Source organism: Sagittula sp. MA-2, from assembly GCF_030126985.1.
Classification (GTDB): Bacteria; Pseudomonadota; Alphaproteobacteria; order Rhodobacterales; family Rhodobacteraceae; genus Sagittula.
Window position 1 is genome coordinate 1,703,726 of record NZ_CP126145.1, and the last position, 12,903, is coordinate 1,716,628.

The window sequence follows — 12,903 nt, forward strand, 5'->3', positions numbered from 1 at the left end:
AGGTCTGCGCGCCGTGCCGACCCGGATTTTCGCCCTAGGTGATATGGTGAACCCATGCGCCGCGTAGGGCGCGGATCTGACGGAGGCGACGATGACGGTTCTCGGACTGGCGTTGGGGGCGGGCGGTGCCCGCGGATGGTGTCACATCGGGGTGCTGCGCGCGCTTGAGGACATGGGCGTGGAGCCCCAGGTGGTGGCGGGATGCTCCATGGGGGCGGTGGTCGGCGCGGCCTGGGCTGGCGGCAAGCTAGACGCGCTCGAAGACTGGGCGCGCGGTTTGACGCAAGGCAAGTTCCTGAAGTTCCTCGACTTCCGGCTGGACCGGGGCGGCGTGATCGAGGGCAAGGCCGTCACCCGCCTGATGGAGGAGCTGGAGCTTCCGGAGAACATCGAAGACCTGCCGCGCCCCTTCCTCGCCGTTGCCACGGACATGAGCACCGGGCGCGAGATCTGGCTGCGGAAGGGCAATCTGGCACAAGCGGTCAGGGCCTCTGCGTCGATCCCGGGTGTCTTTTCGCCGACCGAAGTGGATGGCCGCTGGCTGCTGGACGGCGGGCTGATCAACCCGGTTCCGGCCTCGGCGGTTCGTGCGCTTGGCGCGACCTGCACAATAGCGGTTCACCCCGACGCGCGTCACGGCAAGATGTGGGAACCGAAGCCGGTTACCGGTTTGTGGGACAAGCTGGGCGCGCAACTGCCGGAAACCATCGGCGGGCTGCTGCCCCAGACCCGGAAAGAGCCCGTGCCCGGTTACGCCGAGGTGGTGACCATCTCTATCGAGATCATGATGGAGTTCATGCGCAAGGCGCGCGAGGCCTCCGATCCGCCGGACGTGCTGCTGCAGGCGGATCTTCTCAACGCCATGGGATTGCTGGAACTCTACCGCGCAGATGTCGCCATAGACGAAGGCCGCCGCATCGCCGAGGAGGCGCGCGACCGGATCATGGAGGTGGCCGGTGTCACGCCGGAAGCCACGCCGGCGTTCACCAAGCCGGAGTCCGCGAAGGACGGCAGCGAAACCTCCAGCCTTCCGCCCAGCATCGCGCCGGAGGAAGAGCCGGGCAGCGGCAGCGGCGACGACGCGCCGGAGCCGGTCTACGAGAGGGTCAGGACGTCGCTGTCCTGAGGCGGCAGGGGCGCGCGCCGCGCCCCTGCCGCTTTGATCCTTACTTGGTCTTGCAGGTGTTGATGCCCAGAAGGCTGTAGGGCGGGCACGACCCCATGGCCGAGGTGGCCAGCATCAGGACGCCGACGATCCCGGCGATCCACGCCCAAACCCCGGCAAGCGTGGCGAAGGCGAGGATGAGCAGGACGACGCCCAGAACGGCGCGGACGATACGGTCGGTTTGACCCATGTTTTTCGCGAACATCGAAGACTTCCCCCAAAAGATTGATCTGCAATAAGCCTTAGATTGCGGGGCTCCGCGGGGAAATGATGTGGATCAACTTCGAGAATCTGCAAATGAAATGAGAGAGGGGGCCGCCTTTGAAGGCGGCCCCGCGGGACATCAGTTCGAAAGTTCGGCAATCGCACCGATGATCGACAGGACGGCGCGGGTGTCCGGATCGACGCGCACGACCTGATTGCCCAGGTGGTAATACGTCCGGTTCGGGTCCAGCCCGTACTGCGAGGGGTTTTCCAGCAGGATGTAACGGTCGGGGATCGGCTCACCGCGGCGGACCTCGTAATATACCTTGTCCTTGTCAGCCTTCCCGCCCTGCGGCATCTTCTTGGCAAGGCCCGGCGGCACGCAGGCCGGGTCCTTCTTGGCAAGACCCGGGGGGCAGGCCTTTTCGGCGCTTGCCGCAAGCGGGGCGGTCAGGGTGATGAGGCCAAGGGCCGTTGCGGTGAGGATTCGTTTCATTCCTGCTCTCCTGTACTGTGGGAACAGGGACGTAACGCAGCTTCCTCGACGTTTCGTTGCATGGCTTTTTCGGATCGGCAAAAATCAGCCGCGGTGCCGTTTCTCGAAGCGTGGCAGCATTGCAGAGAAGTCGCGTCCCTTGCCGTCCTCGTCCTCGACAAACGTGCGGTAAAGCTCTGTCGCGGCCTGTCCCATCGGCGTGTCGGCATCCGCGGCTTCGGCCGCCTGCTGGCTGAGGCGCAGGTCCTTCAGCATCAGGTCGGCAGCGAAACCGGGCTTGTAGCCGTTGTCGGCGGGCGAGGTCGGGCCGACGCCCGGTGCGGGGCAATAGGCGTTCATCGACCAAGAGTAGCCGGAGGAGGTGGAGACCACGTCGAACATCGCCTCCCGCGAGAGGCCGAGCTTGTCGGCCAGCGAGAAGGCCTCGCAGGTGGCGATCATGGTGACGCCGAGGATCATGTTGTTGCAGATCTTGGCGGCCTGACCGTTGCCGGAGGCACCGCAATGCACCGCCTTCTGACCCATGATGTCGAACAGCGGTTTCGCAATGGTAAACGCCTCGTCCGGTCCGCCGACCATGAAGGTAAGCGTGCCGCCCGACGCGCCACCGATCCCGCCCGATACCGGCGCGTCCAGCGCCATCAGCCCCGCCTCCGTCGCCTGTTCGGCCACCGCGCGGGCGGAGTCCACGTCGACGGTGGAACAGTCGAGCAGCACTGCGCCCTTCTGCATGTGGGGGATGATCTCTGCCGCGACGCCGCGCAGGATGTCGCCGTTGGGGAGCATGGTGATGACCACTTGCGCTCCCTTGACCGCCTCGGGGGCGGAGGCGGCGCTGGACACGCCCTCGGCGGCGGTGCCCGCCACGTCGAAGCCGGTGACGGCGTGGCCCGCCTTGGCCAGGTTCGCCGCCATGGGCGCCCCCATGTTGCCCAGTCCGATGAAGGCGATCTGCATGGCTTTCTCCTTGAAGTCGAGTGTGTCAGGCCCCAGCGGGCGCAGCATCTTCGAGACGTCCGAAGCGGTCACGCCGTCCGGCGCGTGGCGCCACTTCGGCGCCTTGTCCTTGTCGATGATCGCAGCGCGGATGCCTTCGAGGAAGTCCCCGTGTTCCATGATCCGATGGCTGACGCGGTATTCCAGTTCCAGCGCCTTGCGGATCGTGAGGGACGGGCCACGCAGGCGGTGGATCATCTCGAGTGTCATCGCCATCGACAGGGGAGAGGCGCGCTCCATCGTCTTCAGCGTGTCGGCGGCGAAGTCGGACGGATCGTTCCTGAGCGCGTTCAGCACGTCGCGCAGGGTCTCTCCGCCGAACAGGTCGTCGATCTGCGCCTGTCGTGCGGCCAGTGGGCTGTCGGGCACCGGCTGGGCTGCTGCCTCAACCTGCGCCACGAGGCCGGTGTGCACGAGGTTTTCCTTCAGGACGGGCCAGGCGTCCTCCGGGATGTAGGTGTCGGCGAAGCCGGCGTGGATCGCGTCGGCGCCATTCATGCGGTATGCGGTCAGCCCGAGGTACTCGCCCAGACGTCCGGGGGCCCGCGCCAGCCGGTAGGTGCCGCCGACGTCCGGCACGAACCCGATGGCCGTTTCCGGCATGGAAATCCGGGTGCTGTCGCCCACGATGCGGTGCGAGACATGCCCGCCAAGACCCACGCCGCCGCCCATGGTGAAACCGTTCATGAAGGAGACGATGGGTTTCGGGTATTCTGCCAGCTTGGCGTTCAGCCGGTATTCGTCGCGCCAGAAGGTCCGGCCGTAGTCGTAATCGCCGTCGGTCCCCGTGCGGTACATCTCGGCGATGTCGCCGCCCGCGCAGAAGGCTTTTTCTCCCTCCGCGTCCAGCAGCACGAAGTGCACGCTCTCGTCGTCGCGCCAGCGGTCCAGCGCCCGTTCGATGTCGAGGCACATGGCGTAGGAGAGGGCGTTCAGCGCCTTGGGCCGGGTCAGCGTGATGCGGCCGGCATGGCCTTCGGTGCGGATGTGGGTGTCAGACATGACGTATGGCGGTCCTTGCATGGAGGGCGGGACAGGGCGCAAGGCCCTGTCCGCCCGTTATGTGCGATGCCCCCCGAAGAGGGGCGCGCCCTCGTCAGCCGGCCAGCATATGGCGGGCGGTGATCAGGCGCATGATCTCGTTCGTGCCTTCAAGGATCTGGTGCACGCGAAGGTCGCGGACCAGCTTCTCGATCCCGTAATCGGCGAGATACCCGTAGCCGCCATGCAGTTGCAGGCACTGGTCCACGGTGCGGGACCCGGCCTCCGTCACGAATTTCTTCGCCATGGCGCAGAACTTCGTGGCGTCCGGCGCGCCGGTGTCCAGCTTCCACGCAGCCTGCCGCAGGAAGGTGCGCGCGGCCTGAAGCTCGATCTCCATGTCGGCGAGGCGGAACTGGAGGGCCTGGAACTGGTCGATGCTCTGACCGAAGGCCTTGCGCTCGGACATGTATTGCAGCGTCAGGTCCAGCGCGGTCTGCGCCGCACCGAGCGAGCAGGCGGAGATGTTCAGCCGCCCGCCGTCGAGGCCCGCCATGGCATAGCGGAAACCCTTGCCTTCCTCGCCGATAAGGTTGTCGTGCGGGATGGCGCAGTCGTCGAATTGCACCTGCGCGGTGGGTTGCGAGCGCCAGCCCATCTTGTCCTCTGCCGCGCCGAAGCTGAGGCCGGGGGTGCCGTCCTCGACATAGACGGTGGAGATGCCCTTCGGTCCGTCCTCGCCGGTGCGGACCATGGTGACATAGGCATCGGAGTAGCCGCCGCCGGAAATGAACGCCTTGGTCCCGTTCAGCACGTAGCCTTCGTTGGTCTTTTGCGCGCGGGTCTTCAGTGCCGCCGCGTCGGAACCGGAGCCGGGCTCGGTCAGGCAGTAGGACAGCACCGTTTCCATCGACAGCGCCTTGGGCAGCACGCGCGCCTTGAAGTCGTCGGAGGCGTAGCTGTCGATCATCCGGGCGCACATGTTGTGGATCGACAGGAACGCCGCGACTGAGGGGCAGGCCATCGACAGCGCCTCGAACACGAGCGTGGCGTCGAGCCGCGACAGGCCGGAGCCGCCCGACTCCTCGCTCACGTAAAGGCCGCCGAAGCCCAGCTCGGCCAGTTGCGGCCAGAGCGACTTCGGGATCGTGCCGTCCTTTTCCCATGTGCGGGCGTGAGGGGCGATGTTCTCCTGCCCGAAGGCATACGCCATGTCGAAGATCGCGGTTTGCTCTTCCGTCAGCGCGAAATCCATTGTCGGCCTCCTCCCGGCTGAAATGAACGCTTGTTCAGATTGAGCCCGAGGCGGCACAGGATTGCAAGTGGCGGAGACGCAAACCCGTTTTGCGCATTTGCCGTCACGGCGGCGCGTCGGGCGCTAACATCCTGCATTAATGCCCGTGTCAGGCGGAGCCGGAGAAGACCTCGACCGTCACGGCGCTGGCGTAGATCGCCATCATCAGCACGCTTTCGATGCCGATGCGGGCCGGTCCTTCGCGCTGGCGCAGGATGAGCCCGGCCAGCAGGACGGCGGTCATCAGCATGCCGGTCGCCAGCCAATAAAGGTCGTTCATCCCCACGGCGTGATAGATGGACCCGTCGCGATAGGCCACGTCGGCGGCGACAAGGAACAGCGTGTCGAACGTGTTGCCGCCGATGATCCCGCCCACCGCGAGTTGCAGCGAGCCCTTGCGGACGGCGACAAGCGTGGTGACGAATTCCGGCAGGGAGGTGACGACGGCGGTCAGCAGCGCCCCGACCAGCGAGGAGGCCAGCCCGAACCGCGTGATGAAGGTGGCGCCCACCTGCGAGATGACCCAGCCCGCAACGCCCATGACGGCGACAAGCGCGGCAAAGGTCAGCGCGGGCTTCAGGACCGACTTGTCGGGATCGCTGTCCGGTTCGGGTTCGTCGTGGCGGGTGTCGCGGGTCTCCACCGGCCTCCACATCGGTTCCTCGCTGACCTTGGCCGAAAGGTGCACACCCGCGAGGTAGGTCAGGAACAGGATGGCGGAAACCGGGTGCACGGCAAAGAACGACACGTCCGGCCCGGCCATGGCGGCCACGGGCAGGGACAGCAGGATCAGCAGCAGCACCGCCTGGAACAGGTTCGCCGGTTCGGCTGCGGCATGTTCGAGGTTGGCCCGCTTGTGCAGGAGGTCGGCGATGGCAAGGAAGAGCGTCTGCGCCGCGATGCCGCCCACGGCGTTGGAGACGGCGAAACTGGCATCCCCGGAAGACGCGGCAGAGATCGAGACGACCACCCCGGCCAGCGAGGTGGCGCCGCCGAGGATCAGCCCCCCGGCCAGGGCCTCGCCCATGCGGGTGCGGTCTGCGATGATGTCGGCAAGGTGGGTGGCCCGGATCGAAGCCCCGATGACTGCCGCGGCAGCGATGGCGAAGATCAGCAGGAGCAGCGGCAGGGAAACGTCTTCGAGCATCGGGTCTTTCTATGGGCTTTGGCCGGCGGGGCCATAAAGTTCGGGCCGCCTTTGGGGGGCGGCCCGGGGTCTTTGGTCAGGGGAATGTCAGGCGTGTCGGCCGCGCAGGGCGCGTGCGATCCAGATCAGCAGGCAGGCGCCGATGAAACCGATGATCAGCTGGCCGATCCAGCCGCCGAGCGTGCCGCCGACAACGGCGACGAGAATAGCATTCAGCACGATCGCGCCGACGATGCCGAGAACGATGTTCATGATGATACCCATGTTGGATTTCATGAACTTCTCTGCCAGCCAGCCAGCGATACCGCCGACGATGATGGCTGCAAACCAACCGAGTCCGGTCATGGGGGTCCTCCTTGATGGACGGTGCGGGATATGGCTCGGGGATATCCCGGCCTCTGACACACAAACACACGGACCCGGCCTGTTGTTCCCGTGTCCGTTCGGTTTTCCTGCCGGGTGGGGCTGGCGATGTTTGTCGGAGAGTGGGTCGGGCCGGGGGCGCGGGGGCGCGTGATCTGGGCGATGCAGGGCTTTCCCGTGCCGCGTGCCGTCCGCAAGACGCGGCCGGTGCCGTGGGCGGGTCAGCCCTGCGCGACGGTGCGGGTGATCACGTCCTCGACGCGGGCGAGGCCCCTGGCATTGTCGAACTTCGCCTCGGCCGTGGCGCGGGCGGCGCGGGCCATGTCGCTGCGGTCGGGCATGTCGAGGATCTGGGCGATGCGCCGGGCGAAATCCGCCTCGTCCCACTCGTCGGTCAGGAGGCCGTTCACACCGTGCTCCACCGCCTCCGGGATGCCCGCGTGGCGGGTGGAGAGGGTGATGCAACCGGAGGCGAGCGCCTCCTGGATGGCGGTGGGCAGACCTTCGGTGTTTCCGTCCTTCGCTGTGACGGAGTGCTGGAGGAAGACCTCCGTCGTGTGCAGCTTTTCGCGCACGGCGTCATGGGGCAGCGCGCCGGTGAAGGTGGTTTGTTCCGCGATCCCAAGGGTTTGCGCGAGGGTCCTGCAGTCGTCCAGCAAGGGGCCGTCGCCGATGAAGGTCAGATGCGCCTCGCGTCCGCGCGCGCCTTCGGCAAAGGCGCGGAGCGTGACCTGCGGGGCCTTCTTCTCGACCATGCGGCCCACGGCGAGAAAGCTGCCGGGGGTCTTCGGACCGGGGGTGAAGCGGCGGATGTCGACGCCGGAGGGCACGACGTGGGCATTGGGGTGCGAGACGCCGTGTTTCGCCAAGTTGTCGAGCAGGAACTGGCTGACGGAGAACATGCCCGCGAGCCGCGGCATCATCAGCCGGTAGGAGCGCACGCGCTGCGAAGAGGTCAGCATTTTCGAGGCGTCGGTGCCGCGCCAATAGGTGAAGACCGGGATCCCGAGGTCATTGCCTAGGCTGGCGACGACCAGCGCCTGCGTGCCGAATTCTGCAAGGATCACATCGACTTGCTCATCCTTCAGGAATCGCGCCAAGGCCTTGCGCCCGGCGCCGAAGGGCAGGCGGGAAGTGCCGTGCAGCAGTGCGCCGGAGGCGGCATGGAACGGTGCCGTCAGTGTGTCGGCCAGCGAGAGTTTCGCGCGGCGCACGAAGAGCGGCTTGCCGTAGGGGTCCTGCCCGTTGTGCCGCCCGCAGATCACGCAGGTGTTGCCGCCGAACATGTGTTCGATGTGGCGGTTGATGAAGGTCTCGCCGGGGACGAAGTAGTCGGAGGTGGCGATGGCGACTTTCATGATCAATCCCGGATGGTTGCGTGTCGGGCGTAGCCTCTGGCGGGCGCGCGGGCAAGGGCAGCGCACGCCCTTCACGTTGGTTTCGGCGCCGGAAAGGGTTTCCGGAGCGCGCGGTGGGGTTATCGCACCGTACGCTTCAAGGTGTTGTGGCGCTGCCTCCACGGGACCACCACGGGTTAACGCGGATTCATCTTTCACGGGCGGGCGTTAAGGGGCGAACCGGCCGTTTGGACCCCGATTCCCGGCCGGTTGGTAACTTTTCGGGCCTGGCGGCAGACGACGGGGTGTTGCGCGAGGCCCGCGGCGTTCATCTTTTGCATGACGTTGCGTCATTTTTGCCCGTGGATGGTCGCCTTGCCCGGCGGTGCGCCCGTGTCGGCGGCGGGTGCGAGGGGCCTGCCCCTCGCGCTCCCCGAGGTATTTGGACCAAGATGAAGGGGGGGCCGTTTCGTGGATCGGGGGGGCGGGTCAGAGGTCGGCGTGGAATTCCTCGATCAGGTGGGAGACCACGGCGCGCATCTGGCCGTTGTGGTCGGCGCCCCGGGCCCTGGCGTCGGCGAGGGCCGCGCGCTGGCGGCTGGCGGAGGTGCCGCCCGAAACGATGTCGCGGGCGCGGTGCAGCGCGCCGGTGCATTGCAGGACGCCCGCGTCTTCCTCCAGCAGGTCGATCAGCTCCTCGACCAGTTCGGGGAAGGGCACGATCTCTGCCCGGCCGAAGTCGATCAGCCCCTCGGTCGTGCCGTAGCGCTGCGCGCGCCAGCGGTTCTCCTCGATCAGGAAGCGGTCGTAGATCCGCCAGCGCTGGTTCTTCACCCGGAGCCGCCAGAGCATCCGCATCAGGCATTGCGAGATGGCCGCCAGCGTCAGCGCGTGTTCCAGCCGCGGCTGCACGTCCATGATCCGGGTTTCCAGCGTCGGGAACGCGGCGGAGGGGCGCAGGTCCCACCAGATGCGCGAGCCGTCCTCGATCACGCCGAGGTCGATCAGCACCTGCACCGAGCGTTCGTATTCCTGCCAGGACTGGAACTGCGGCGGCAGGCCGGTGCGGGGCAGGTTGTCGAAGACCGAGATGCGGTAGGAGGCGAGGCCGGTGTCCTCGCCCTGCCAGAACGGCGAGGAGGTGGAGAGCGCCAGCAGGTGGGGCAGGAAGTACCTCGCCTGCCGCATCAGGTCGGCGCGCAGCGTGTCGTCGTCGAGGCCGACGTGCACGTGCATCCCGCAGATCAGCATGCGCCGCACCACGCCGCCGAGGTCGCGGTCGAGCTCGTTGTAGCGTTGCTTGTCGGTGTGGGTCTGCGTTTTCCAGTCGGCCAGCGGGTGACAGGAGGCGGCGATGGGCGAGAGGCCGTGGCGCGCGGCGTGTTCCGACACCGTGGCGCGCAGCCGGCGCAGGTCGTCGCGGGCCGCGTCGACGGAGGCGCAGGGCCGGGTGCCGATCTCTACCTGGCATTGCAGGAACTCGGGCGAGACCTGGTCTTCGAGATCCTCGGAGAGGGCGGTCATCAGCGCTTCGGGCGCTTCGACCAATGCGCAGGTGTCGCTGTCGACAAGGAGGTATTCCTCCTCGATGCCGATGGTGAAGGCCGGTTGCGCCATGGGCTGTCTCCGCTGGTGCGGTGGGGCTGCCTCCGCTTGTGCGATCGGGCCGGTCTCCGCTTGTGCGGTGGGATGGTAGTGCCGGGCCTGCGCCCGCTCAAGGGTTGGGCGTGGGGCAGGCGGAAGCGGCGTGGGCGGCGTTCAGCGCGTCGAGGTCGGTGTCGGGCTGGCCCGCGAGGTGCAGCGCCTCGGCCACGTCATGGGTGATGTGGAAGCGCAGGGTGCTGACCGGCTCGACCACCTGCTGCATCATGCGGGCCATGCCGAAGCTGTGACCGGAGGCCACCAGCAGCACGCTGTCGGCCTTTTCCGGGAACCGGCGCAGGAGCGGTGCCAGCCGTTCGACCGCGACGATGATGCTGAGAAAACTGGCGTCGATCTCTGTCACCCCGGTCGCGTCGGTGAGCATGTTGCGGCGCGGGTCGAAGCGCGGGTCCTCGACGTAGCGCCGCAGCAGGTCGGCGCAGCCGGAGACGCTGATCTGCGCCGGCATCCTGAAAAAGGCGAGGTTGCGGTCGTCGTGCAGACTGAATTCGAACGTCATGTCGATGTCCCGGCGGTGTTCCGTGTCAGCTCCTTTCGGCCAGAAGGCTGCGCATCTTGCGGATGGTGTTCAGGTTGCGGGCGGTGCCTTCTGTCATCGCGGGCAGCCTGAGCCGCGAGCGGCCCTGTCCATCTGGGTAATGGATGTAGAGCGCGCCGGGACCGGGGCGAATGTCCTCTGCGGTGTGGTGCGTGGCGTCCGCGGCGGGGGCGGCGGGGATCGGGGCGTCGGTCAGGAGGCAGATCACCTTGTCGCCGGGCGCGTCGGGAAAGGGGGTGCCGGCGGTCAGCGCGTCGAGCTGGGCGAGGGTGCGCAGGAGGACACCCACGGGTTTGCCGGCACGGTCGTGCAGCGCCTTTTCCAGCGCGGACTGCACGTCGGCGGCGGCTGCGTCATGGCTGAAGGCCACGTTGCCGGAGGCGATGTAGGTCTGGACGTTCCGGGCCCCGATGCCTTCGGTCAGCGGCCTGAGGTCGGCCATCGCGAGCTTGCCGGTGCCGCCCACGTTCACGGCGCGGAGGAAGGCGGCATAGGCGGGCATGTGGTCGGTTCCCTGAGCGTGGTCCTGGCGGACCGCCCCGGAGGGCGGCCCGGTTTCATGTCAGCGGCCGCGGATGCGCGGGTCCAGCGCGTCGCGCAGGCCGTCGCCCAGGTAGTTCACGCTGAGAACCGTCAGCGAGATGGCGACACCCGGCAGCATCACGCGTTCGGGGAACCGCTCCATCCGCTGGACGGCGTCGGCCAGCATCTTGCCCCAGGTGGGGAAGTCGGAGGGGAAGCCCACGCCGAGGAAGGAGAGCGCCGATTCCGTGATGATCGCCGTGGCGAGGCCGAGGGCGGCGGACACCATGATCGGCGAGAGCACGTTGGGCAGCAGGTGGCGGCGGATCAGCTTGAACGGCGAGGTGCCGATGGAGCGGGCAGCCAGCACGAACTCGCGTTCCTTGATGGCGAGGATGTCGCCGCGCACGATGCGGGCTGTGGGCATCCACGAGGTGACGGCGATGACCGTCACGATGAGGATGAACATGCCCCCCTCGGGCCCGAAGTTGGCCCTGAGCGGTTGCCGGAAGAGCGTCACGGCGACCAGCAGCAGCGGCAGGATCGGCAGCGACAGGAAGAGGTCGGTCAGGCGCATGAGCGGGCCGTCCAGCCTCTTGAAGTAGCCGGCGATCACCCCGATGGCGGTGCCGATCACGAGGCTGAGGATCATCGCGGCCCAGCCCACGGCCATGGACGCACGCCCGCCCGAGAGCATCTGGGCGAGGTTGTCGCGGCCGAGCTGGTCGGAGCCGAGCGGCTTCTCCCACGAGACCTTGGCATCGGCGTCCCAGATCGCGGTGTAGATCGGGCGCATGTCCTTGTTGCGGATGTCCAGCTTCTGCGGGTCGACCGTGTAGATGTAGGGGCCGATCAGCACGGCGAGCGTGATGAAGACCAGGAACCCCAGCCCGAACATCGCGCCCTTGTGCTTGCGGAACTGGTCCCAGACGTCCTTGCCGCGCGAACGCGGCGGCTTTGTCGGGCCGGTGTCCTTCAGGGCCTCGATGGCGGCGGGGCCTTCGGCGAGGATTACATCGTCCTGTGGGCTTTCAGTCATAACGGATCCGCGGGTCGAGCACGCCGTAGAGGATGTCGGCGATCAGGTTGAAGAGCACGATGAGCACCGCGAAGATGAAGGTCAGCGTCATGACCATCGGCAGATCGTTGGCGAACAGCGCCGTGATCAGGAGCTGGCCGATGCCGTTCACCTTGAACACGTTCTCGGTGATGATGGCGCCGCCGAAGATCGACGGGATGCCGAGCGCGATCACGGTGACCACCGGGATCATCGAGTTGCGCACCACGTGCACGTTGACGACGATTGCCTCCGACAGGCCCTTGGCGCGGGCGGTGCGCACGTAGTCCTGCCCGAGGTTGTCGAGCATGGAGGCACGCATGTAGCGCGAGAGCTGCGCGGTGATCTGCAGCGCCAGCACCATGACCGGCATGATCATCTGCTGAAGCTGGATCTTGAAGCTGGCCCAGTCGTTCACGACGTGAGTCGTGTCGTAAATCGAGGGGAACCAGCCGAGCTGCACCGAGAACAGCACGATCAGCAGCGGGCCGGTGAAGAACGGCGGGATCGAGAAGCCGATCATCGTCACGAAGGTCCCGGCCTGGTCGAAGACCGAGTACTGGCGGTAGGCGGAGTAGATGCCCACCGGCAGCGCGATCAGGATCGCCACCACGTAGGCCACGCCCACCACCCACAGGGTCTGCGGGATGCGCTGGATGATGATGTCCATCACCGGCGAGCGGGTCTGCCACGAGATGTTGCGCTGTTCGGGCACCCAGAACTGCATCTCGCCGTTGACCTCGCGCACGCGGCCCGCTTCCTGCATGGAGGCGAGGAGCGTTTCGGTCGGCGCGAAGGTGGGGGTTTCCCAGTGCCAGGCCAGTTGCGTGCCGAACATCCAGTCGATGAAGACCTTGGGTTCGATCCAGAAGATCTGGACCAGCCATTTCCAGTACTGGACGAGAGGCGGTTCGCCGAGGCCGAGCGCCTCGCGCATCTTCTGCTTGACCTCGTCCGGCACCGTCAGCGGCACCTGGGCCATCGGATCGCCCGGGGCCAGTTGCAACAGCATGAAGATGATGAAGCTGATAAAGATGAGCGTCGGGATCGAGAGGATCAACCGTCGCGTGGCGTAGGTGAGCAACGCTTATCCCCCTGTCGGGCTTTGGTGAAGGTGGGTGCATCCCGCAGCGCCGGCACG

At 66.9% G+C, this 12,903-nt stretch carries 12 protein-coding genes and 3 pseudogenes; 1 reads left to right on the top strand and 14 read right to left on the bottom strand.

Annotated elements, in window-relative coordinates; genetic code table 11:
* The first annotated feature begins 91 nt into the window (after positions 1-91).
* Positions 92-1,126 (top strand): patatin-like phospholipase family protein, encoded by a 1,035-nt coding sequence (locus QNI11_RS08510; protein WP_283983091.1) that lies wholly within the window; start codon positions 92-94, stop codon positions 1,124-1,126.
* Between the two features lie 40 nt (positions 1,127-1,166).
* Here the strand turns inward: QNI11_RS08510 and QNI11_RS08515 are convergent, their stop codons facing one another.
* The 14 genes and pseudogenes from QNI11_RS08515 to QNI11_RS27720 form a co-directional block, all read right to left on the bottom strand.
* Positions 1,167-1,370, bottom strand: a complete 204-nt coding sequence (locus QNI11_RS08515; RefSeq protein ID WP_100926944.1) for a DUF2892 domain-containing protein — start codon at positions 1,368-1,370, stop codon at positions 1,167-1,169.
* 138 nt (positions 1,371-1,508) lie between these two features.
* Positions 1,509-1,865 (bottom strand): excinuclease ABC subunit A, encoded by a 357-nt coding sequence (locus tag QNI11_RS08520; RefSeq protein WP_283983092.1) that lies wholly within the window; start codon positions 1,863-1,865, stop codon positions 1,509-1,511.
* Between the two features lie 84 nt (positions 1,866-1,949).
* Entirely contained in the window at positions 1,950-2,822 is an 873-nt protein-coding gene (gene mmsB / locus QNI11_RS27645) for a 3-hydroxyisobutyrate dehydrogenase (RefSeq protein ID WP_306418229.1), read from the bottom strand.
* A gap of 30 nt (positions 2,823-2,852) precedes the next feature.
* Positions 2,853-3,884: pseudogene (locus QNI11_RS27650) on the bottom strand (enoyl-CoA hydratase/isomerase family protein); the annotation flags it as partial.
* 73 nt (positions 3,885-3,957) lie between these two features.
* Positions 3,958-5,097 (bottom strand): acyl-CoA dehydrogenase family protein, encoded by a 1,140-nt coding sequence (locus tag QNI11_RS08530; RefSeq protein ID WP_283983094.1) that lies wholly within the window; start codon positions 5,095-5,097, stop codon positions 3,958-3,960.
* A gap of 148 nt (positions 5,098-5,245) precedes the next feature.
* Entirely contained in the window at positions 5,246-6,283 is a 1,038-nt protein-coding gene (locus QNI11_RS08535) for a sodium:calcium antiporter (protein ID WP_100926940.1), read from the bottom strand.
* Between the two features lie 87 nt (positions 6,284-6,370).
* A complete protein-coding gene (locus QNI11_RS08540) occupies positions 6,371-6,628 on the bottom strand; it encodes a GlsB/YeaQ/YmgE family stress response membrane protein (protein ID WP_283983095.1) in 258 nt (85 codons plus the stop codon).
* Between the two features lie 239 nt (positions 6,629-6,867).
* A complete protein-coding gene (locus QNI11_RS08545) occupies positions 6,868-8,004 on the bottom strand; it encodes a glycosyltransferase (RefSeq protein WP_283983096.1) in 1,137 nt (378 codons plus the stop codon).
* 468 nt (positions 8,005-8,472) lie between these two features.
* The gene (locus QNI11_RS08550) at positions 8,473-9,600 is read right to left on the bottom strand and encodes a carboxylate-amine ligase (RefSeq protein WP_283983097.1); all 1,128 of its coding nucleotides are present in this window, start codon (positions 9,598-9,600) and stop codon (positions 8,473-8,475) included.
* 97 nt (positions 9,601-9,697) lie between these two features.
* Entirely contained in the window at positions 9,698-10,144 is a 447-nt protein-coding gene (locus QNI11_RS08555) for a hypothetical protein (protein ID WP_100926937.1), read from the bottom strand.
* Positions 10,145-10,169: 25 nt separating this feature from the next.
* Positions 10,170-10,685, bottom strand: a complete 516-nt coding sequence (locus tag QNI11_RS08560; RefSeq protein ID WP_283983098.1) for a DUF1697 domain-containing protein — start codon at positions 10,683-10,685, stop codon at positions 10,170-10,172.
* A 60-nt stretch (positions 10,686-10,745) separates the two neighbouring features.
* Positions 10,746-11,744, bottom strand: coding sequence for an ABC transporter permease (locus QNI11_RS08565; RefSeq protein ID WP_100926935.1), 999 nt, complete (start codon positions 11,742-11,744; stop codon positions 10,746-10,748).
* A pseudogene (locus tag QNI11_RS08570) lies at positions 11,737-12,465 on the bottom strand (ABC transporter permease); the annotation flags it as partial. The pseudogene QNI11_RS08570 and the gene QNI11_RS08565, both read right to left, overlap by 8 nt.
* Positions 12,466-12,584: 119 nt before the next feature.
* Positions 12,585-12,846, bottom strand: a pseudogene (locus QNI11_RS27720) (ABC transporter permease); the annotation flags it as partial.
* Positions 12,847-12,903 lie beyond the last annotated feature (57 nt).